Source organism: Rhizobium fabae (assembly GCF_003985135.1).
Lineage (GTDB): Bacteria > Pseudomonadota > Alphaproteobacteria > Rhizobiales > Rhizobiaceae > Rhizobium > Rhizobium pisi.
This window is the reverse complement of sequence record NZ_ML133661.1, coordinates 23,879-45,311: the sequence shown is the minus strand read 5'-3', so window position 1 is coordinate 45,311 and position 21,433 is coordinate 23,879. Positions and strand designations below refer to the sequence as shown.

The 21,433-nt window shown below is 62.2% G+C and carries 15 protein-coding genes; 4 read left to right on the top strand and 11 right to left on the bottom strand.

Features of this window, described 5'->3' with window-relative positions; genetic code table 11:
- From trpB to EFB14_RS28310, 4 genes are read left to right on the top strand one after another with little or no spacing between them, the layout of a single operon-like run.
- Entirely contained in the window at window positions 1-1,221 is a 1,221-nt protein-coding gene (gene trpB / locus EFB14_RS28325) for a tryptophan synthase subunit beta (RefSeq protein WP_126829840.1), read from the top strand.
- Window positions 1,222-1,224: 3 nt separating this feature from the next.
- The gene (trpA, locus tag EFB14_RS28320; protein ID WP_125849667.1) at window positions 1,225-2,064 is read left to right on the top strand and encodes a tryptophan synthase subunit alpha; all 840 of its coding nucleotides are present in this window, start codon (window positions 1,225-1,227) and stop codon (window positions 2,062-2,064) included.
- A gap of 39 nt (window positions 2,065-2,103) precedes the next feature.
- Window positions 2,104-3,009: an acetyl-CoA carboxylase, carboxyltransferase subunit beta gene (accD, locus tag EFB14_RS28315; protein WP_125849665.1), complete on the top strand. Its 906-nt coding sequence runs from the start codon at window positions 2,104-2,106 to the stop codon at window positions 3,007-3,009.
- 27 nt (window positions 3,010-3,036) lie between these two features.
- Complete coding sequence (locus EFB14_RS28310; RefSeq protein WP_126829838.1) at window positions 3,037-4,389, top strand: bifunctional folylpolyglutamate synthase/dihydrofolate synthase; 1,353 nt, start codon at window positions 3,037-3,039, stop codon at window positions 4,387-4,389.
- A gap of 72 nt (window positions 4,390-4,461) precedes the next feature.
- On the opposite strand, the gene trxA is transcribed toward EFB14_RS28310, so the two are convergent.
- The 11 genes from trxA to EFB14_RS28255 all read right to left on the bottom strand — a co-directional run bounded on the left by trxA (window position 4,462) and on the right by EFB14_RS28255 (window position 21,396).
- Window positions 4,462-4,782: a thioredoxin gene (gene trxA, locus EFB14_RS28305; RefSeq protein WP_008528748.1), complete on the bottom strand. Its 321-nt coding sequence runs from the start codon at window positions 4,780-4,782 to the stop codon at window positions 4,462-4,464.
- Between the two features lie 71 nt (window positions 4,783-4,853).
- Entirely contained in the window at window positions 4,854-8,408 is a 3,555-nt protein-coding gene (gene addA / locus EFB14_RS28300) for a double-strand break repair helicase AddA (RefSeq protein WP_126829835.1), read from the bottom strand.
- Complete coding sequence (addB, locus tag EFB14_RS28295; protein WP_126829833.1) at window positions 8,401-11,595, bottom strand: double-strand break repair protein AddB; 3,195 nt, start codon at window positions 11,593-11,595, stop codon at window positions 8,401-8,403. The genes addA and addB overlap by 8 nt, the downstream gene beginning before the upstream one ends.
- A 4-nt stretch (window positions 11,596-11,599) precedes the next feature.
- Entirely contained in the window at window positions 11,600-12,331 is a 732-nt protein-coding gene (locus tag EFB14_RS28290) for a nucleotidyltransferase family protein (RefSeq protein ID WP_126829832.1), read from the bottom strand.
- Between the two features lie 13 nt (window positions 12,332-12,344).
- Window positions 12,345-13,856: a tRNA (adenosine(37)-N6)-threonylcarbamoyltransferase complex ATPase subunit type 1 TsaE gene (gene tsaE, locus EFB14_RS28285; protein WP_126829830.1), complete on the bottom strand. Its 1,512-nt coding sequence runs from the start codon at window positions 13,854-13,856 to the stop codon at window positions 12,345-12,347.
- Complete coding sequence (locus EFB14_RS28280; protein ID WP_126829828.1) at window positions 13,853-16,441, bottom strand: sensor histidine kinase; 2,589 nt, start codon at window positions 16,439-16,441, stop codon at window positions 13,853-13,855. Before EFB14_RS28280 ends, tsaE begins: the two co-directional genes overlap by 4 nt.
- 203 nt (window positions 16,442-16,644) lie before the next feature.
- Complete coding sequence (gene ahcY / locus EFB14_RS28275; RefSeq protein ID WP_126829826.1) at window positions 16,645-18,045, bottom strand: adenosylhomocysteinase; 1,401 nt, start codon at window positions 18,043-18,045, stop codon at window positions 16,645-16,647.
- A gap of 277 nt (window positions 18,046-18,322) precedes the next feature.
- A complete protein-coding gene (locus tag EFB14_RS28270) occupies window positions 18,323-18,598 on the bottom strand; it encodes an HPr family phosphocarrier protein (RefSeq protein ID WP_125849649.1) in 276 nt (91 codons plus the stop codon).
- Window positions 18,599-18,607: 9 nt separating this feature from the next.
- Window positions 18,608-19,009: a PTS sugar transporter subunit IIA gene (locus EFB14_RS28265; protein ID WP_088675366.1), complete on the bottom strand. Its 402-nt coding sequence runs from the start codon at window positions 19,007-19,009 to the stop codon at window positions 18,608-18,610.
- Window positions 19,010-19,159: 150 nt separating this feature from the next.
- Window positions 19,160-19,609, bottom strand: coding sequence for an HPr kinase/phosphorylase (locus tag EFB14_RS28260; protein WP_126829824.1), 450 nt, complete (start codon window positions 19,607-19,609; stop codon window positions 19,160-19,162).
- Window positions 19,606-21,396, bottom strand: coding sequence for a sensor histidine kinase (locus EFB14_RS28255; protein ID WP_126829822.1), 1,791 nt, complete (start codon window positions 21,394-21,396; stop codon window positions 19,606-19,608). The genes EFB14_RS28260 and EFB14_RS28255 overlap by 4 nt, the downstream gene beginning before the upstream one ends.
- Window positions 21,397-21,433 lie beyond the last annotated feature (37 nt).

The window sequence follows — 21,433 nt, the reverse complement described above, 5'->3', positions numbered from 1 at the left end:
GTGAACGAAACGCCTAAACCGAATTCCTTCCGTTCCGGCCCCGATGAGGATGGCCGTTTTGGCATTTACGGCGGCCGTTTCGTTGCCGAAACGTTGATGCCGCTGATCCTCGATCTCCAGGACGAGTGGAACAGGGCGAAGGAAGACCCTGCATTCCAGGCGGAATTGAAGCATCTCGGCGCGCATTATATCGGCCGCCCGAGCCCGCTCTATTTTGCCGAGCGCCTGACAGCCGAACTCGGCGGCGCCAAGATCTATTTCAAGCGCGAAGAGCTCAACCACACCGGTTCGCACAAGATCAACAACTGCATCGGCCAGATCCTGCTTGCCAAGCGCATGGGCAAGACGCGGATCATCGCCGAAACCGGCGCTGGCCAGCATGGTGTCGCCTCCGCGACCGTTGCTGCCCGCTTCGGCCTTCCCTGCGTCGTCTATATGGGCGCCACCGACGTTGAGCGTCAGGCACCGAACGTTTTCCGCATGAAGCTGCTCGGCGCCGAAGTCAAACCGGTGACAGCAGGCAGCGGCACACTGAAGGACGCCATGAACGAGGCGCTCCGCGACTGGGTCACCAATGTCGAGGATACCTATTACCTGATCGGCACGGCGGCCGGCCCGCACCCCTATCCCGAGATGGTCCGTGACTTCCAGTCTGTGATCGGCGTGGAGGCGAAACAGCAGATGCTCGCAGCCGAAGGCCGCCTTCCCGACCTCGTCGTTGCTGCCGTCGGCGGCGGTTCGAACGCGATCGGCATCTTCCACCCCTTCCTCGACGATCCCAGTGTCAAGATCGTCGGCGTTGAAGCCGGCGGCAAGGGCCTGCAGGGCGACGAACATTGCGCTTCGATCACCGCCGGAACACCTGGCGTGCTGCACGGCAACCGCACCTACCTGCTGCAGGATGGCGATGGCCAGATCAAGGAAGGCCATTCGATTTCGGCCGGTCTCGATTATCCCGGCATCGGCCCGGAACATTCCTGGCTGAGCGATATCGGCCGCGTCGACTATGTGCCGATCATGGATCATGAAGCGCTCGAGGCCTTCCAGACCCTGACCCGCCTCGAAGGCATCATCCCGGCGCTCGAGGCTGCACATGCGATCGCCGAGGTCATCAAGCGCGCGCCGAAGATGGGCAAGGATGAGATCATCCTGATGAACCTCTCCGGCCGCGGCGATAAGGATATCTTCACCGTCGGCAAGATTTTGGGAATGGGACTGTAAGACATGACCGCACGCATGGACAAACGCTTTGCCGAGCTGAAGGCCGAGGGCCGTCCGGCGCTTGTGACCTATTTCATGGGCGGCGATCCCGATTACGACACCTCTCTCGGCATCATGAAGGCGCTGCCGGAGGCGGGGTCCGATGTCATCGAGCTTGGCATGCCTTTTTCCGATCCGATGGCCGACGGCCCGGCGATCCAGTTGGCTGGCCAGCGCGCGCTGAAGGGCGGCCAGACGCTGAAGAAGACGCTGCAGCTGGCCGCCGATTTCCGCAAGACCGACGATGCGACGCCGATCGTGATGATGGGCTATTACAATCCGATCTACATCTACGGCGTCGAAAAATTCCTCGACGATGCGATCGCCGCCGGCATCGACGGCCTGATCGTCGTTGACTTGCCGCCGGAGATGGATGACGAGCTCTGCATTCCGGCGATCCGCAAAGGCATCAATTTCATCCGCCTGGCGACGCCGACCACCGATGAGAAGCGCCTGCCGGCCGTGTTGAAAAACACCTCCGGCTTTGTCTACTACGTCTCGATGAACGGCATCACCGGTTCGGCGCTGCCGGATCCGTCGCTGGTTTCTGGCGCGGTTCAACGCATCAAGCAGCATACGGAGCTGCCCGTTTGCGTCGGCTTCGGCGTCAAGACGGCCGAGCATGCAAAGGTCATCGGCGGTTCGGCCGACGGCGTCGTTGTCGGCACCGCCATCGTCAATCAGGTCGCGACCAGCTTGACGAAGGACGGAAAGGCGACGGCGGACACGGTTCAGGCAGTCGCAACGCTGGTGCGCGGCCTTTCCTCGGGAACACGTTCGGCGCGCCTTGTTGCTGCCGAATAGTTTGGCCACATTGGCACTATTCAACCAGGAGAATTCGAGTTGAACTGGATCACTAACTACGTTCGCCCGCGGATCAATTCCATGCTGGGCCGTCGCGAAGTGCCGGAGAACCTCTGGATCAAGTGCCCGGAAACGGGCGAAATGGTTTTCCACAAGGACCTGGAATCCAACAAATGGGTCATTCCGGCGTCCGGTTATCACATGAAGATGCCGGCAAAGGCCCGCCTTGCCGATCTTTTCGATAATGGTGAGTATGAATCACTGCCGCAGCCGAAGGTCGCCCAGGACCCGCTGAAGTTCCGCGATTCAAAGAAATATATCGATCGCCTCCGCGACAGCCGCCTGAAGACCGAACAGGAGGATACGATCCTTGCCGGCCTCGGAAAGGTGAAAGGATTGAAACTCGTTGCCGTCGTGCACGAATTCAACTTCATCGGCGGTTCGCTCGGCATTGCCGCCGGCGAGGCGATCGTCAAGGCTTTCGAACGCGCGACGTCCGAAAAGTGCCCGCTGGTGATGTTCCCCGCTTCCGGCGGCGCGCGCATGCAGGAAGGCATTCTCTCGCTGATGCAGCTGCCGCGCACGACCGTTGCCGTGGACCTGCTCAAGGAGTCTGGCCAGCCCTACATCGTGGTGCTGACCAACCCGACGACGGGCGGCGTCACGGCCTCCTACGCCATGCTCGGCGATATTCATCTGGCCGAGCCCGGCGCTGAAATCGGCTTTGCCGGCAAGCGCGTGATCGAGCAGACGCTGCGTGAAAAGCTGCCGGAAGGCTTCCAGACCTCCGAATACCTGCTGGAGCATGGTATGGTCGACATGGTCATCAAGCGTCACGACATTCCGGATACGCTGGCGCGCCTTCTGAAGATCCTGACGAAGAAGCCCGTTTCTGCCGCAAACGACATGAATAGCGGCGCGATCGCCCTGGCGGCGAGCGCCTGATAACCGACAAGCAGGCGGGGTGCCGAAATGATACCCAGAGGCCAAACAGCGGTGAGTGAGGCAGCGCAAGAGATCGACAAGCTCATGGGATTGCATCCCAAGGGGTTCGATCTGTCGCTCGATCGCATTACCCGTCTTCTCGATCGGCTCGGCAACCCGCACCGGAAACTGCCGCCGGTGATCCACGTCGCCGGTACCAACGGCAAGGGTTCGGTGACAGCCTTTTGCCGCGCCCTGCTCGAGGCCGGCGGCTACAGCGCCCATGTCCACACCTCGCCGCATCTCGTCAATTGGCACGAACGTTACCGCATCGGCGTCAAAGGCGGGCGCGGACAGCCTGTGGATGACGCCGTCTTTGCCGAGGCCGTGCGACGCGTGGCAGATGCCAATGGCGGCCAGCATATCACCGTCTTCGAAATCCTGACGGCGGTCACCTTCATCCTGTTTTCCGAACATCCGGCGGATGCCGCGATCATCGAAGTCGGCCTCGGTGGCCGCTTCGACGCCACGAACGTCGTTTCCGATCCGGCCGTCTCGGTCATCATGCCGATCTCACTGGATCACCAGCCCTATCTCGGCGACAGGATCGAGCTCATCGCCGCGGAAAAGGCCGGCATCATGAAGCCGGGATTGCCTGTCGTCATCGGCCATCAGGAATATGACGCAGCGCTCGACGTCCTGATGTCGACGGCCGAGCGGCTGCACTGCCCGAGCGCCGTCTTCGGGCAGGATTTCATGGCGCATGAGGAATATGGCCGGCTCGTCTATCAGGACGAGTTCGGCTTGGCCGACCTGCCGCTGCCGCGCCTTCCTGGCCGCCATCAATATGCCAATGCCGCTGCCGCCATCCGCGCCGTCAAGGCTGCGGGCTTTACCGTCACCGAGACGATGATGGAAAAGGCGATGAATTCCGTGGAATGGCCTGGCCGGCTGCAGCGCCTGAGTGAAGGCCGGCTGCTGCCGCATGCGCCCGCCGGTGCCGAGATCTGGATCGATGGCGGACATAATCCCGGAGCCGGCGAAGTGATCGCGGAAGCCATGGCCAATTTCGAGGAGCGTCAGCCGCGGCCGCTTTTCCTGATCATCGGCATGATCAACACCAAGGACCCGATCGGCTATTTCAAGGCTTTCGCAGGCCTGGTCGAGAAGGTTTTCTGCGTGCCGATCCGCGGCAGCGACGCGATGATCGACCCGGTGATATTGTCGAATGCAGCCTACGATGCCGGCTTGGTCGCCGAACCGATGTCGACGGTGGGCGATGCGCTGGAGACGATAAAATCCGTCGTCGATCCGGAGGCAATGCCTCCGCGCATCCTGATCGGCGGTTCTCTCTATCTCGTCGGCGACGTGCTTGCCGACAACGGCACTCCGCCGAAATGAAGCGGACGAAATGAAAAAAGCCCGGTCGAAGCCGGGCTTTTTCGTCAATGTGATATCAATAGGCGATATCGATCAGGCAGCGTTCGAAATCCAGTTCGAAAGAGCCGTCTTCGGCTTGGCGCCGACGGAGATATCGGCGACTTCGCCGCCCTTGAAGATCGCAAGGGTCGGAATGGAGCGCACGCCGAACTGGGCGGCGAGTTCCGGATTCTCATCGATATTGAGCTTGGCGACCTTGACCTTGCCTTCCATCTCGACGGCGATTTCTTCGAGGCTCGGCGCAATCATCTTGCACGGGCCGCACCATTCAGCCCAGAAATCAACGACGACGGGTTCTGCGGATTCCAGAACTTCCGACTGGAAATTATTGATATCGACTTTCACGGTAGCCATGGGCTGCTCCTTTACCTCGGGTGTTGGACCACATGTGATGGTGCGGTGCCGAATTTTCAATGTCCGGTATTTCACTTTGTCTTGAGTCCTGCAAGCGCCAAACCGAGGGCCTTTTCGCTCAATGTGTAGAGCGTAGCGTTCTCGGTATAGACGAGCATGCAGTCGATGCGCTTGCCGGGATAGAGCGGCGCCAGGATCTCGCGATAGATCGCGAGCTGCGCCTTATGGGCAAAGGGGATCGCCTCTTCGCTCGCCGGCGGCACCCGGTTGGTCTTGTAGTCAAGAATGACGACACGATCGGATAGCACGGCAAGCCGGTCGATGCGGCCGGAAACGGCGTAGCGCCTGTCGTCGAGCGTCAATGTGCCCATGATCGAGACCTCGGGCCGCGCCTGCCCTCCGAGGACCGGCTGCAAATTCTCCTCGTCCAATAGTTTCAGAACCGAATCGACAAGCCTCAGCCGTTCGGCTTCCGGCCAGAACCGGGCCGCCCGCTCGGCATAACGGCTCGCCGCATCGGGCCGTTCGTCCAGTGGGATATCAGGAAGCGCCTGCAGCATGCGGTGGATCAGCCTGCCTTGCTCCAGCGAACGATCGCTGCGCTCCTTCTCGCTAAACAGCGGCGAAGTGACGAGCAGGCCGCCTTCGTCCTCGTCGATGATCGTCCCGGCTCCGGATGGGCTGAGCGGCCGGGGCAGCTCAGCCTGCGGCGGCAACGGCCGCAACAGCCCGTCCGGCAGGGCCTCTTCGCTTTTGCGCTCTTGGCTGTGGTCGAGACGCTCGAAACTACGTTCCACCCGTGGCACGCGCCATCTGGTGCCCTGCCATTCGCCGTCGGGGCCGGAGAAAGTAGCCGCCTCCACATAGGGATGATCTTCGTGCAGCGCGGCGGAGATCATCATATGCCAGGTATCGCTATTCTCCCGCACGCCGCGATAGCCACAGACAACAAGCCGGTCGGCGGCGCGCGTCATGGCGACGTAGAGCAGCCGGCGATATTCTTCTTCCGCCAGCGTCTGGATACGCGCCGCGTCATTCTGCGTCAGCGAATTGGCGAGATCGGAGACGGGCACCCAGACCGGCATCGGCGGCTCTCCGGATCTGGATTCGATCAGGCGAAGCTTCGGCAGATGGGTATGCGTAAAGGCTTTCGAGCCGCCGTCGACGAGGAAGACGATCGGTGCCTCAAGCCCCTTGGAGGCATGCACCGTCATGATACGCACTTCGTTGCGCCCCTTGTCCTGTTCGCGCTTCACCTCCGGCGCTTCGAGCTCCAGGGTCGAGATGAAGGATTGCAGGCCGGGAAGGCCGGAACTCTCGTGGTCGAGGGTGAAGGTCAGGAATTCGTCGAGAATATCGCTGACTTCGGTGCCGAGACGCGCCAGGAATTGCCGCCGCCCGCCATGGCTGCCGAGCACGCGCGCATAGAAATCATGAACCGACAGGCTCCTGGACTGACGGAGGAAAAGCTCCAGCCTCTCGACGGCAGTGCGGAAACGTTCCGTGCCGTCGGCGGCGAACCTCCTGAGATGGCTCCAGACGCTCTCATTGTCGCCGCGCAGGGCGGCGATCGAAAAGATGTCTTCCTCGGAGAGATCAAAAAGCGGGCTCTTCAGCACGGCGGCGAGCGACAGATCGTCTTCCGGCAGAAGCAGGAAACGGCCGAGCGCCAGCAGATCCTGCACAGCAATGTGGCTGGTGAGTACAAGCCTGTCGGCGCCGGCGACCGGAATGTCGCCGCGGCGCTTCAGCGCGCGCGTTAGCGCATTGACGAAGGCGTCGCGCTTGCGCACCAGCACGAGGATGTCGCCGGCTTCGATGAGCCGCTCCTTGCCTTTTTCGACGATCGTCTCGCGGCCGACGAGCGCGCCGATCGAATGGGCGATCCGCCGCGCAAGAATTGCGGCCGGCGCGCTTTCCGGCGTGGCGTCGAAAGGTGCTGTCCAGTCCTCTTCCTTCACTACGATTTCCGGCGCAACCATCTCCCAGAGGTCAACGGCGCCGGGATGCCCGATGCGGCTCGAACGATGCACGACCGGTTCGCTGAGCGCGCTGAGACCCCGCGCATTGTCAGGCATCTTGAAGATTTCGTCGACGGCTTCGAGCACATCGGCGGTCGAACGGAAGGAGAGCGGCAGCCTGACGGAGGAAAAGCTCTGTCCGCTGTCGGAAACGCGCCGGCGGGTTCGGTCGCTCTCTTCGGAAAAGCGCTCGGGCCGCGCCCCTTGGAAGGAATAGATCGACTGCTTCTCGTCGCCGACGGCAAAGAGCGTGCGTACGATCGGCCGGGCGCTTTCGCCGGAAAAGAAATCCTCGGCAAGCGACTGGATGACGCTCCACTGGATCGGGCTGGTATCCTGCGCCTCGTCGACCAGGATGTGGTCGATGCCGCGGTCGAGCTTGTAGTGGATCCAGGGACCGACTCCGCTTTTCGTCAGGAGGTCGGCGGTGCGAGTGATCAGGTCCTCGAAATCGAGCTGGCTACGCTGTTTCTTCAGCTCCTCGTAATCGCGGTTCAGCCGGTCGGCGAGCACAAGCGCGGCATGCGTGGCGCCATACATCCGCATCAGTTTCAGCCGGTCGCGGCTTGCCGCGACATGCGCACGGGCAGCGGCTATGGCGTCCGCCAGCTGCGGTGCCTCGGCGAGCATGGCCTTGACCAGGAATTGCGAGTCTGCCTTCGGCTCGCCCTTGGCCGCCGTCAGGAAGATCCTTTCGAGCATCTCGGCGCGTCTTGCGTCATCACGCTCACGTCCGGCGAGCCTGAGGCCATAGGCGACTTCCTGCGCCTTTACGCCGCCTTTCTGGTCGGCAAGCGAGAGATAAAGCTCCAGCGTGCCTCCCGACAACTCCGGCAATGGCCAATATTGCGCCGCGATCCCTTCTTCCGTGTCGTCGGCGGCGAGGCCGAGCCTTTTGCGCAGGACCATCTCCATACCGCCCTGCTGTTCGGCCGCTGCGTTGAAACGGCGAATGGCATTGCGGTTGGCGACGATGTCGCCGAGCAGGTTCTCAAGTCCGGATTCGTCGCCGAGATTGAGCACATAGGCAAACGCCTCGGCAAGCGCGCTGCCTTCCTCCGGTGCAGTCGCCGTCAGCAAGGCGCGGCGCGCATCGGAAAGCAGCGCCGCTGCGTCGCGATCGTCGAGAACCGAGAAATGTCCCGCGACATTGGCCTCCAGCGGGAACTGGTGCAGCAACGCCTCGCAAAAGGCATGGATCGTCTGGATTTTCAGTCCACCGGGTGTCTCCAGCGCCTTGGCAAACAGCCGGCGGGCCTCGGCAAGCTTCATTCTGTCGGGCGCCGCGCCCTCGATCTGGGTGATCCGCCGGCTAAGGTCATCGTCGTCGAGCACCACCCATTCGGACAGCCGCTCGAAGACGCGGTTCGACATTTCTGAAGCCGCAGCCTTGGTATAGGTGAGGCAGAGAATGGCCGAGGGCCGCGCCCCGGCAAGCAGAAGCCGAATGACGCGCTGTGTCAGGACATGGGTCTTGCCGGAACCTGCGTTGGCCGACACCCACGCCGAACGCATCGGATCGGATGCGATTGCCTGCTGGATGGTCGTCCAGCCGATCCAGGTGCCTGGATTGTCGTCATCGGGAAGGTCGGCCACATCACTCATCGCCGCCGCCTTCCTCAGTCTCGGCCGTCGACCATTCGGAAACACGGGCGAGATGGTCGTAGTCGCCGCCGAAATCGAATTGCTGCGCTGGAATGAGCCGCGAGGTGAAGCCCTTTTCACCGGATTGCAGCAATCCCACGAATTTGACCAGCTGGTCGATCGAATCCTCGGCCAGGTCCATCGCCGATTTCGCCTTGTCGCTGCGCGCCGAGCTCTCGTTATTGACGGTATCGACCTGGAAGCGGCGCCCCGGACGCAGGCGGACATAGAGTAGGTCCTGGGGCACGAGGCTGCCGGCGTCGCGGAAGGCGCCGGCGCTGAGTGCGGCGGCTTCCAGCGCAAGCTGCGGATCGAGAAGTGCGCGCGCCTGCGCGGGCGAGGGGTTATAGCCGGTCTTGTAGTCAATGATATCGGCGGCGTTCGGTCCCGTGACGTCGATCCGGTCGGCGACACCATTGAGCCGGATATTGATCGCCTCCAGTTCGACGCCGCCGCGCACCTCTGTCAGTGTCCTGCGAATGCCGGGCCGCCGTCCGGCCTCCCATTCGAGGAAGGCGCGGGCCACCTGGCGGAAGCGAGGCCGCCAGACGGCATCGATATGCGGCGGCAGCTTCTCCATGTCGAAAAGCTCGGAAAGGATGTGCTCCATCGCTTCTGCTGCATCCGGCGTGCCGGCGATATGGGCCTCGCGGATGAACCGGTCGATGATCTTGTGGTAGAGCGTGCCGCGTTCGGCAGCTCCTGGATCGCGGTTGAACGCCTCCACTGGGTCGAGCCGCAGGACACGGCGGGCATAAATGGCATAGGGGTCTCGGCGCAGCCGGCCGACTTCGCTGAAGGAATAGGATTTCGGCTGCAGTGCCAGCGGCGGCTTCGGCGAGGGCCGCTGCGCGGGTGTCTGGGCCTCTTCCCGATCGATGAGGCCCGCCCATTGCAGGAACCGGCTGCCGCGTCCCCTCAATTCCGCTTCGAACGCCTCTCCGCCGAGCGCCAATAGCCGCTGCAACCAGCGTGAGGCGACGGTCGGTGTTGAGCCCTGGCGCAGCGCCCTTGAATAGATCAGATGGCGCGTGCCGTTCGCCATTTCGAAATCATGCGCCAGCTGGCCGATGCGCCGTTCCGGCGGCTCAAGCCCGATCTCCGTCTTCATCATGCGCGGCATGAAGGGATTGTTGGCCGTCTGTCCCGGCCAGGAGCCCTCGTTCAGGCCGCCGAGGATCAGCGTGTCGACGCTCTGCAGGCGGGCTTCCAGCGTGCCGAAGATGAAGAGCCGGGGATGGCTGAGCGCCCGCGGCTTCACCGCATGACCGGCGGAAAGTGCCGCCATGATGTCGATCCATTGCGGCCCGTCGGCCTCCATCTGGCCGTCCGTGTCGATCACTTCACTGAGCAGCGCGGCGAGCGCATCTCCCGCTTCATCAGACCAGAGATCGGCGAGATTGCCTTGCGGATCGGCCGCGACGGCTTCGAGCGAGCGACCGGTGCGCTCGGCCCACTCGGACAGCTTGAAACTCGACGTTCTCCCGCGATCCTCCGGACGCTGCCGCATCAGCACGGAAGCCAGAGGCTCGGTCGCCTGCGTAACGCGGCGGGCAAGGTCATATGCGGCATCAGACGCATCGGTCGGAAGCGCCTTTCGCCATTGCGGCGCGTGCCTGTCCAGGGCCTGTTCGGCAAGCTGATGGGTCAGGAGCGGTTCGAGCGCACTGATATCGACTTCTGCCACGCCGCCGCGCAGCGCCAGGAGCTCGAGCGCCTCGGTGGCGGAAGCCAAAGCGTCGCGTTCGAGCCCGAAGCGGGCGAGCGGATGTTTGAGCAGCGAGACAATCGCCACCGGATCGCCGGGCCGCAACGCCGCCTCCAGCAGCAATTGCAGCAGGGTGCCCTGCGGCGTGACTGCAAGCGGCGTGCCGGCCGAATCGTCGGCGAGGATACCGAAGCGGGAAAGCTCCGCCATCACCCGCCGGGCGAGATTGCGGTCCGGGGTGATGAGCGCCGCCCGGCTCTCGCCGTCCTGTCCAGGCCTTTCCAGCGCAAGCCGGAGCGCGATGGCAATCGCGGTTGCCTCCTCGCGCTCGTTGGCAGCTTCGATCAGTGCGGTGTTGGCGAAGGCTGAAGACAACACGTCCGCAGGCAGGTCGTTTTTCCAGGGTTCCCAATCGCTGGTCGCCTCCGCCGGAGCGAGCGCCCGGGACAGGATTTCGGCGCGCCGGTCGAGATCGGTCTCCGGCGTGTCGAGGAGCGCGACGTCGGCGCGCGTCAGTTTCAGGCGCTTGAGCAGCGACGACAGGCCATATTGCGGATGGCTCCGGCTTGCGGGATTGGCATGCAGGCCGGGCGCCGGTTCCGGTGCGACCATCTGCCAGTGCCGTTCGGGCATGGAGAGATCGAGGCCAGGCAGCACGATGACGCCTTCGGCGAGATTGGCCACGGCAGCGATGAGATCGGCGGTGGCCGGAACCGAACCCGTCGAACCGGCAATGATGATCGGCCCGCTGGGTTTGGCCGTCGAAAGCCTGTTTGCTTCGGCCCGGAGGATAGCGTTTCTGTGTCGCGCAGGAGAGGATTTGCCGAGTTCGGAAAGGCGCTCCGGCCAGAATGCGCTGGCGATCTGCAGGAATTCCGCTGTCAGCTGCCACCAGGCGGCATAGTCGCCGGTGTCGAGTTTCGACAGTTCCGACCAATCGAGATCTTCGGTTTCAATGGAATCGATCAGCTCCGCGAGGTTGCGGGCAAGCCAGATCGCATCCGCCGGGCTTGCGGGTGCGACGAGCGGCGAGTCCGAATGGATGTGGCGGACGATCTCCGGCAGCTTGTTTCGCCAGGCGAGGATGAGGCGCGCAAGCTCCAGCAGGCGGGCGGTATTCGACAGCGGCTGGGCGAGATCGATCGTCGCCGGCAGCGCCTCGTCGAAGTAGCCGCTGTCGTCATCGGTTTCGCCGAGCGGACGGATAACAGGAAGTATGGCCGAGCGGCCGCCGAGCAGATCGACGAATTCCGACCGTAGCACACGCACGGCGCGCCGGGTCGGCAGGTAGATCGTCACCCCGGCAAGCGACAGCGGATCGTCGGGCTCGTGCCGGAAGAGCGGCGTCAGCCGGCCGTCGCAAAGTGTCGTCGCCAGGGTTTTCAGGAAAGGAAGGCCCGCCGGGATCGTCAGGATGCGTGGCTGGTGCCGCTCCGCCATGAGCCTACGCGAACGCCCGCAGCCGACGGATCGTTTCCTCTGCTTCGCCGATCGCCTCCGGTGTTCCCACCGTCAGCCAGTGGCCTTCGAGCACCATGCCGAAAAGCCGCCCGCGCGCGATCGCCTTGTCGAAATAGATATTGAGGTTGAAGGCATCCTTCGGCGCATCGTCGAGCAGCGACGGGTTCATGACGATCGCTCCGGCGTAGACGACGGGATTGGTGGGATCGTCGCGATAACGCGTCAGCCGGCCATCGGCTGCAAGGCTGAAGTCGTTCTTGCCGTTGTGACCCGTCGTATCTTCGATTTTGACGCAAAGCAGCGCCATGTCCATGCGCTCGGCGTCGAAGAATCCGGCTAAGCGCTGCAGGTTGGTCGGCCGCCCCGGCAGTTCGCCGATCCAGAAGAGATCGGCGTTCATCACGAAGACGCTGTCGCGGGTCAGCAGTGCGAGGCCCTTCGCCAGTCCGCCACCGGAATTCATCAGAGCGTCCTGCTCGTCTGATATGACGATGTCGAGACCGCGGTAATTTCCAAGATGGTGAAGCATCTGGTCGGCATGATGGTGAACGTTGACGGCAGCCCGTTCGACGCCGGCCGCAACCAGCGAATCCAGCGCATAGTCGATCATCGGCTTGCCGTCGATCTTCACCAGCGGCTTCGGGATCGTGTCGGTGATCGGGCGCATGCGGGTCCCGAGACCCGCGGCCAGTACCATGGCTTGTCTGATGGTCATCCTGATCCGAAACTTATGATTCGCTCTGGCCTATTCCAGCCCTTGCGCACCAATCGCGCAAGGGGGCAAGCGCTTCATGCTCAAGCGCGACGTTCAGATAGGAGAGCGTCCTCGGCATGTGTTTCATATAGCCGGGCTTGCCGTCGCGCTGCAACAGGCGCACCCAGAGGCCGGCAAGTTTGCAATTGCGCTGCGCCGACATGATGGCCCATGCCTTCATGAATCCTGCTTCGTCGAAACCGCCCTGCGCGTGACGGAGGGTGCGGTAATCGTCCATCAGCTGCCGGAAGAGATCCGGCTCGATGGTGACACGCGCGTCCTGGACGATCGAGGCAAGGTCATAGGCGGTCGGCCCGATCATGGCGTCCTGGAAATCGATGATGCCGACCTTGCGGATGCCGTTTTCACGGTCTCGCCAGATGATATTGGGCGAATGGAAATCACGCAGCAGAAGGTTCGTTTCAGCCGACTGCAGCTCATCGATCAGGTGGTCCCAGATCGCCAAATACTCTTCCCGTTCGGCATCCGATGGTGCCGTGCCGCGCTTCCAGGCAATATGCCAGTCGAGCACGAGCCGCACTTCCATCTTCATCGCCGTGCGATCGAAATCCGGAATGTGATGCGTATGCGTTGATGAAACCGGAATATCCTGCGGAATCTGCATGGAATGGAGATGTGCAAGGCAGGCGACACTTTGCCGATAACGCTCGCCAATCGGCCGTCCGTCGTTATCGAGCACGCCTTCGCTGCCGAGGTCCTCAATCAGCAGGATACCCTTGTTATAGTCGACCTTGTAAATCTCCGGCGTGGCAAAACCCCGCTCGCGCAAAACATTGGCGATCGCCACGAAGGGATAAGCGTTTTCCGCGAGATGGGCGACTTTGGGGTAAGGTTTGCTATCCAGAACCGGAGGCCCGTCCGGCAGCGGCGGCCAATCCATCAGGATCTTGCGTTCGCCCTTCTTGGGATAGACGGATTCATAGGCGCGCAGCGACGCATCCCCGATAAGAAACCGCCGCTTGGCCTCTCCATAGCCGGCATCGGCAAGAAAACTGCGGATATCAAGCACGCGACGGAGACGGGCCGTGATTTTTTCAGGGGCCTCGATCGTCGCGCGACGGCCGGCGCCTTCGTGTTCAAGTCGCAACGAGATGCGTGTTTCAGGCAACTCGCTTTCGGCCATCTCGGGCCATTCGACGAGGCAGATGCCGTTCTGCAAGGCCTCGTCGAAGCCGAGTTCCGTCAGTTCCGAGGGATCGCCGAGCCTATAGAGGTCGAAATGCGAAACCGGGATGCGCAGATCGTAGGATTGCACCAGTGTGAAGGTCGGGCTCGGGACTTCAAGTCCCTCGTCATCGGCCATCGTGCGCAGAAAGGCACGCGCGAGCGAGGATTTTCCAGCCCCCAGATCGCCGGAGAGAGCAAGGCAATCGCCAGCCTTCAGCGCAAGCGCCAGATCGTTGCCGAGGCGGTCGGTCGCCGCCTCGTCTTCCAGAAAAAGCGAGATCGTATCGCCGGTCGTCATTCGGCGGCGGCGGCGGAATGCGGGATATCGACCGAGGGGATGCGACAAACGACGGTCGTGCCCTTGCCCGGCTCGCTATCGATCGTCACATCGCCATGGTGCAGGCTGACGAAGCTGTCGACGATCGAAAGGCCGAGGCCGGCGCCGCCGCGTTTGCCGCTTTTCGCCCCCGTCGCGAAGCGGTCGAAGACGGTGGTGATCATGTCAGGCGAGATGCCGGGACCGCGATCGCTGACGGAAAAGACGAAATCCGTGCCTTCGCGATGGCATTCCAGCGAGATCGAAGTGCCTTCGGGCGAAAAATTCGCCGCATTGGAAAGAAGTTTCAGAAGGATCTGCTTCAGCCGCTGCGGATCGGCGACGATCGAGCCGAGATAGGCGGGCGCGGTGATCTCCAGCGCAACGCCGCTTTCATGGAGGCGATCTGCGATCTGCATCGAAACGTCGTCGAGCAGGTCGTTGAGGTCGATCTCCGCATAGTTGAGCCGCATGATGCCGGCGTCGACGGTCGCAAGGTCGAGAATATCGTTGACGAGCGTCAGCAGAACCGAAGACGAGGTCGAGATGTGATCGATATATTCGGCCTGCCGGGCGTTCAGCGGCCCCACACCCTGCGTGCGCAGGAGATCGGTGAAGCCGATGATATTCGTCAGCGGCGAACGCAGCTCATAGGATACATGCTGCACGAAGTCGTTCTTCAACTCGTCGGCCTTGCGCAGCGCCTCGTTCTTCTCCGTCAGCGCGCGTTCGGCGCGCACGCTGTCGGTCATGTTGACGAAGGTCAGCATGGTTTGGGCGTTTGGCAGCGGGATGACGGCATAGTCGAGCACGAGGCCGGAGAAGAGTTCCAGGGTGCCCTGGCCCGAGCGGCGCTCGTCGTCGAAACTGGTGATCAGTTCGGCGAAGGCCTTCCAGCCATCCGGCCGATCATAGGACGGCGCACAGGCTTCGCCGAGCGCACGGATATGCGTGCCGGGCTTGGCTTCGGTTTCCGTGATCCCCCAGAGCGCGCGGAAGGCCGGATTCGACAGCCGGATGCGCCCATCGGGACCGAACACCGCCACGCCTTCGGAGAGATGGTCGATCGTTTCGCCCTGCACCTTGACCAGCGTGTTGTAGCGCGTTTCGAGATCGACCTGTTCGGTCAGGTTTTCGAACACCCAAGTAGCGCCGCCCTGCGGGTGAGCGGTCGCAAAGACCCGCAGCGTTTGTCCGTTCGGCAGGTGCCAGAGGTCTGATTGCGTGTCGAGCGCGCGATAGACAGAAAGGGCCGCTTCCTTCCAGCTTTTCCAGTTGAGCTGGTCCGGCAGCTTCTTGGCTGCCCGCAGCCGTTCGAGCAGCTCGCTATTGTCGGGGCGGCCTTCGAGGAAGGCGATATCCAGCTCCCAAAGGGCGACGAAGGCCTGGTTGTAGAATTGCAGCCGGCGGTCGCCGTCGAAGATGGCGACTGGAGTGGCGAGATGGTCGAGCGTTTCGGCATGGCTCTTCAGCGTCCGTTCCAGTTCGGCGCGCACCGCCTCAATGTCGGACACATCGATCGCGATACCGGCCGAGCCGCCGGGCACCTTGACGTCGACGACGTCGAAAAATGTGCGATTGCCGCGCACCACGGTCGAGATCGTGTCGTGGAAGGGTGATTCCGGCGTCGTCGTCGCGCGAATGCGTTCGCGCGCCACGGTCGTCAGCATTTCCCGGCCTTCATTGATCGCCTGCTGCGGCGTTCGCGCTTCGACGGCCTCGCCGTAAGCCTGGTTGACCCAGGTGAGGCGGCCGCCCGGGTCGCGCTGCCAGGCCGGCATGTCGATCGCGTCGAGCATGGTCTGGAAGGCTGAAATCGAGGTCATCAGCCGGTCGCGCTCGATCCTGAGCTCGGCGAGCTCGGCGCGCAGATTGTTGAGCGCCACGAAGCGGACGAAGGCGCGCCCGCCAGAAACCCGGCCCTGCGCTTCGAGGATCTCGTCGCGAATGGTTTCGACCACCATATCGAAACTCTGCGCCTCGTCGCGCAGCCGATCGATTGCCTTTTCCAGCTCGGAAGCCGAGCGTGACTTCAGCCAGAGGCCGAAGGCGAGGAATTCACCGTCCTGCGGCGCCCCGGTCTCGGGTGGAAGCTGGCCCAGAAGCTCAGGGCGGGCATTGCCGTCCCAGATGACGATCCGCCGGTTCTTGTCGGCGATCAGGGCCTGGTATTGCGAAATGCGCTGCTGGGCATCGGAAAGCGCCGAGCGGATTTCCCGGCTCTCGTTTTCCAGGTTGCCGCGCTGGCGCACGAGCCATAGCGTCGAAAGCAGGGCTGCCGAGATGACGCCGATGACGACGGAAACGCCGACGACCTGGGAGGATGTGAAGAGGTGAGCCGAGGCCGCCGCCTGCTGCTCCGCCTGTGCCAGAACCGGCCGAGCCAGCGCAGAAAGCGCCGTGCCGGCCGCGCAGGTTTTCAGGAAGCGCGCCAATGATCCATGCTCTTGCTCTGCGGCCTCGTGTGCCGTTGCAGATTTATGTTCTTGGCCTGCCGTGAGCGGGCGGCGACTGGCGCGAGCGCCGTCATCCGCCTGACCGGGCAGGCTGCTTTTCATTTCCGACATCCGCGGTATGTCTCCGTCCTTCAATGTGCCGCATTACGACAAGACATCCCATTTTCGGGACGGTCGGACTGGGTCCGGCGTCACGAATCAAGTCTTAAAACAATACTTCGGAAGGGAATCGGCGGGAAGGGAGCGCCCAAAAAATAAGCCGCGGCATTTGTCAATGCCGCGGCTTCTACATCTTGTGGATATTGATGGTCAGATCAATATCTGTAGTGGTCGGACTTGAACGGGCCCTTCGGCGAGACGCCGATATAGGCAGCCTGTTCCTCAGAAAGCTGAGTGAGCTTCACGCCGAGCTTGTCGAGATGCAGGCGTGCGACCTTTTCATCGAGATGCTTCGGCAGGATATAGACCTGGTTGGAATACTGGCCGGGCTTGGTGAAGAGCTCGATCTGGGCCAGCGTCTGGTTGGTGAAGGAGGCCGACATCACGAAGGACGGGTGGCCCGTCGCATTGCCGAGGTTGAGCAGGCGGCCTTCGGAAAGAAGGATGATGCGGTTGCCCTTGGGGAATTCGATCAGGTCGACCTGCGGCTTGACGTTGGTCCACTTGAGGTTACGCAGCGCAGCAACTTCGATTTCGTTGTCGAAATGGCCGATATTGCCGACGATCGCCATGTCCTTCATTTCCCGCATGTGGTCGATGCGGATGACGTCCTTATTGCCAGTCGTGGTGATGAAGATATCGGCCGAGGAAACGACGTCCTCGAGCAGCACGACTTCATAACCGTCCATCGCGGCCTGCAGGGCGCAGATCGGATCGGCTTCGGTGACCTTGACGCGGGCGCCGGCGCCGGAGAGCGAAGCGGCAGAACCCTTGCCGACGTCACCGTAACCGCAGACGACGGCAACCTTGCCGGCCATCATCACGTCAGTGCCGCGGCGGATACCGTCGACCAGCGATTCCTTGCAGCCATACTTGTTGTCGAACTTCGACTTGGTAACGGAGTCGTTGACGTTGATCGCCGGGAAGGGCAGCAGGCCCTTCTGGCTGAGCTGGTAAAGGCGGTTCACGCCCGTCGTGGTTTCCTCGGTCACGCCCTTGATGGCATCGCGCTGCTTGGTGAACCAGCCCGGCGAAGCGGCGAGGCGCTTCTTGATCTGCGCGAAGAGGATTTCTTCTTCCTCGGAATGCGGATGGGACAACACGTCCTCGCCGGCTTCGGCGCGGGCACCGAGCAGGATGTACATGGTGGCGTCGCCGCCGTCATCGAGGATCATGTTGGAAAGGCCGCCATCGGCCCACTGGAAGATCTTGTCGGTATAAACCCAGTAATCTTCGAGCGATTCGCCCTTGATGGCGAAGACCGGAACGCCGGCAGCGGCGATCGCGGCAGCGGCATGGTCCTGCGTCGAGAAGATGTTGCACGAAGCCCAGCGGACTTCGGCGCCGAGCGCGACCAGCGTTTCGATGAGCACGGCCGTCTGGATGGTCATGTGCAGCGAGCCAGTGATGCGCGCGCCCTTCAGCGGCTTTGCCTGGCCGAATTCGGCGCGGCAGGACATCAGTCCCGGCATTTCGGTTTCGGCGATGGTAATTTCCTTGCGGCCGAAATCCGCAAGCCCGATGTCGGCGACGACATAATCTTTTTCAGTGCTCATAGAGGTCTCCAGGCTGAAAAACGTCTCAAAAATTGGCGCAGGCGCGAAGATGATCGCGCGACGGATAGGCCGCGTGCTAACGCATGTCGCCCGGAAGTGTGCAGCGGCTCCGGTATGGCGAGATGCATAACGACAAAGAGCTCAAGCGCATTGCATGAACCAGGTTCGATGCGAACGCGCTTCAGCGCACGGCATGCCCGCCGTTTAGCAGGCTTCGCGAGGGATGGCAATAAGGATATAAAGAAGTCTTTATATGTTTATATGATTCGACCGGCGCTTATATTTCTTCGCCGAACCTGTTCTGGATCAGTTGATCCAAGGCCTCCAGCGCTTCCGCGGCCTGGCTGCCGCTCGCGGAGACGACAACGCTCGAACCAGGACTTGCCGCAAGCATCATCAGACCCATGATCGAGGTGCCGCCGACGGTCATTCCGTCCTTCGAAACGGTGATGGCGGCATCGAAGGTCTCGACCATCTGCACGAATTTGGCGGAGGCGCGCGCGTGAAGGCCGCGCTTGTTGACGATGAGGAGTTCCCGGGAGAGCGACGTCATGAAAGTCCGTTATTTTCCGCTGAGCACGCGGCTCGCGACATTGATGTATTTCCGCCCGGCTTCGGAAGCCTCCACCAGTGCCTTCTCCATGTTGTTCTCGCCGCGCACGCCGGCAAGCTTGATCAGCATCGGCAGATTGACCCCGGCAATGACTTCCGTATGACCGCTGCTCATGACCGATATGGCGAGATTGGACGGCGTGCCGCCGAACATGTCGGTCAGAATGACGACGCCATGACCGTCGTCGGCGCCGGAAACAGCTGCCAGAATGTCCTGCCGTCTCTGGTCCATGTCGTCTTCGGGGCCAATACAGACCGTCTCGATGAATTTCTGAGGACCGACGACGTGCTCGACAGCATGACGAAACTCTTCAGCCAGCTTGCCATGAGTGACAAGCACAAGTCCGATCATGATATTACTGCTCCCATATACGCAAACGGTGGACCAGATATCGCAATGCAGCAATGACGTCCACCGGTGGCGGCACATCTTGGCTATGAAAAGCTGAAGTGCAAGATAAAAATGCAAATATATAAGGCAGATTGGCCAATCTTGAAGGCTTTAATCGCCGATATCCGGCGCTTTCGCCATCAGGATCGCAAGGGGCGAGGGGGCGTTTGTGAGCAACCGCAATGCGGGAAGCGAAAAACCGGCCGCAAGGCTGACGATTTCGCCCTCGGGAGGGACGCGGTTTTCACCGGAAGCGCTGCCGGGAAGCACGGCATAATGCATGGTCGCCTTGGGGATATGGTCCTGCCGGACGATGCCGGTGCCGCGAAGCTCGATCAGCCCGGCGATCGATGGCGGGCATGCGGCGATCACCGAGCCGGCTTCCTTCGAAAGAAGAACCTGGTCGTCCGCGACAAGCGCCGTGAAGAGACCCAGCCGGCGCGCTTCGGTCATGCAGGAGAAGGCCAGCATCGACTTCCCCCAGCCGGAGGGTCCGCTGAACAGAAGTCCGGTCCTGCCCACGACGATCGCCGTCGCGTGAATGTTCGGGGCTTCCGTCATGCGGCGGCATCGAGGGGCAGAGCAAGGATGAAGCGCGCGCCGAACACATGCCCGTTTTCGCCGTTGGTGATGTTTTCCGCCCTCAGCGAACCGCCATGGGCTTCGGCGATCTGGCGGCTGATCGAAAGGCCGAGGCCGGAATTCTGCCCGAAACCTTCCGATTCCGGCCGGTCCGTATAGAAGCGCTCGAAGATGCGGTCGATATTTTCCGCCTGGATGCCTGGGCCGTTGTCCTCGATATAGGTGATGCAGCGTGATCGCGTACGCACCAGCCGCACGGTGATCTTGCCGCCCTTTTCAGGCACGAAGGAACGGGCGTTCTCGATCAGGTTCGTCACGATCTGGCCGATCCGCAGATCGTGGCCGTTGACGACGAAGCGCGCCTTGACGTTCGGTTTGCGCTCGACGGAATATTCGATCTCCACCTGCTTCTTAGTGCCTCTGATCTGGCGCGACACATCGATCAGATCACGCAGCAGCACTTCCATGTCGACGGTGCCGGCGTCGACCCGCGCGAGTTCGGCGTCAAGACGCGAGGCGTCAGAAATATCGCTGATCAGGCGGTCGAGGCGGCGGACATCGTGCTGGATGACATCGAGCAGCCGTTTCTTGGAATCCTCGGATTTGGCGAGCGGCAGTGTCTCGACGGCGCTGCGCAGCGAGGTCAGCGGGTTCTTGAGCTCATGGCTGACGTCGGCCGCAAAGCTCTCGATCGCATCGATGCGGTCGTAGAGCGCCGTCGTCATCTCGCGCAATGCGATGGAAAGATTGCCGATTTCGTCCTGGCGGGCGGAAAAGTCCGGGATCTCCTCGCGCGTCTTGGCGCCGCGACGCACGCGGACGGCGGCTGCCGAAAGCCGGCGTAGCGGGTTGGCGATCGTCGACGACAGCACCAGGGAAAGCAGCACGTTGACGAGGGTGGCGACGCCGAAGACCCGCATGATGGCCAGCCGTTCGGCATGAACGATATTGTCGATGTCGCCCGCCTGCGTCGACAGCAGCAAGACGCCGAGTACGGCACGGAAGCGCTGGATCGGCACGGCGACGGAAACGATGAGCTCGCCTTTCTCAGTCGTACGCACCACCGCGCCGCGTACGCCTGTCAGCGCGTTCATGACTTCGGGATAGATCGAACCGTCGCCGCCCGGCGCTTCCTTGTAGAGTGGCAGATTGCCGGGCTGCAGCGCCTTGTTGAACAGGGTCGCGAACCAATCGCTCCAGGTCTGCTTCTCCTCCTCGACCGGCGGCAGGTCGAAGCGCAGCACCTGGCCGCGTGAATAGAGATGACGCGAATCGAGCAGCAGATTGGCGTCGGCATCGAAGATGCGCGCGCGCGTGCGCGTCGGAGAGATCAGCCGGCGCAGAACCGGGGCGACTTTCTCGGGATCGATCGGGAATTCGAGATCCTCGTCGTTCGGCACCGGGGTGATGCTCTGGCCGGCCTGCAGTTCGAGAAGCTTCTGCGGATCGATGGTGATCGAGTTCGTATCGACCGACGCAGAGGCTGAAACGGCGCCGGCAATGATCTCACCTTGGGTCAAAAGGCTTTCGGCGCGGGCGTCGATCAGCCCTTCGCGAAACTGGTTGAGGTAGAGGATGCCGCCGACGAGCACCACCAGCGCGGCGAGATTGAAGAAGACGATGCGCCGCGTCAGGCTCGAAAAGACGGCATTGCCGAAGATCCGGCGGATCAGCGTGAAGGGATGCGACCAACGGCGCCCTCGGGCGAGGGGGCTGCTCAGGCCCTCCGCGTCGTCCAGATCCCTTTCCTGCACCAATTGTGCCAATGACAGGCCCTTTCAAAGGGCGGGGCCGGATGGACCG

Coding starts and splice junctions, on each gene's coding strand:
- trpA (WP_125849667.1), top strand. CDS start 1,225: ATGACCGCACGCATGGACAAACGCTTTGCCGAGCTGAAGGCCGAGGGC.
- EFB14_RS28310 (WP_126829838.1), top strand. CDS start 3,037: ATGATACCCAGAGGCCAAACAGCGGTGAGTGAGGCAGCGCAAGAGATC.
- trxA (WP_008528748.1), bottom strand. CDS start 4,782: ATGGCTACCGTGAAAGTCGATATCAATAATTTCCAGTCGGAAGTTCTG.
- addA (WP_126829835.1), bottom strand. CDS start 8,408: ATGAGTGATGTGGCCGACCTTCCCGATGACGACAATCCAGGCACCTGG.
- addB (WP_126829833.1), bottom strand. CDS start 11,595: ATGGCGGAGCGGCACCAGCCACGCATCCTGACGATCCCGGCGGGCCTT.
- EFB14_RS28290 (WP_126829832.1), bottom strand. CDS start 12,331: ATGACCATCAGACAAGCCATGGTACTGGCCGCGGGTCTCGGGACCCGC.
- tsaE (WP_126829830.1), bottom strand. CDS start 13,856: ATGACGACCGGCGATACGATCTCGCTTTTTCTGGAAGACGAGGCGGCG.
- EFB14_RS28280 (WP_126829828.1), bottom strand. CDS start 16,441: ATGTCGGAAATGAAAAGCAGCCTGCCCGGTCAGGCGGATGACGGCGCT.
- ahcY (WP_126829826.1), bottom strand. CDS start 18,045: ATGAGCACTGAAAAAGATTATGTCGTCGCCGACATCGGGCTTGCGGAT.
- EFB14_RS28270 (WP_125849649.1), bottom strand. CDS start 18,598: ATGACGTCGCTCTCCCGGGAACTCCTCATCGTCAACAAGCGCGGCCTT.
- EFB14_RS28265 (WP_088675366.1), bottom strand. CDS start 19,009: ATGATCGGACTTGTGCTTGTCACTCATGGCAAGCTGGCTGAAGAGTTT.
- EFB14_RS28260 (WP_126829824.1), bottom strand. CDS start 19,609: ATGACGGAAGCCCCGAACATTCACGCGACGGCGATCGTCGTGGGCAGG.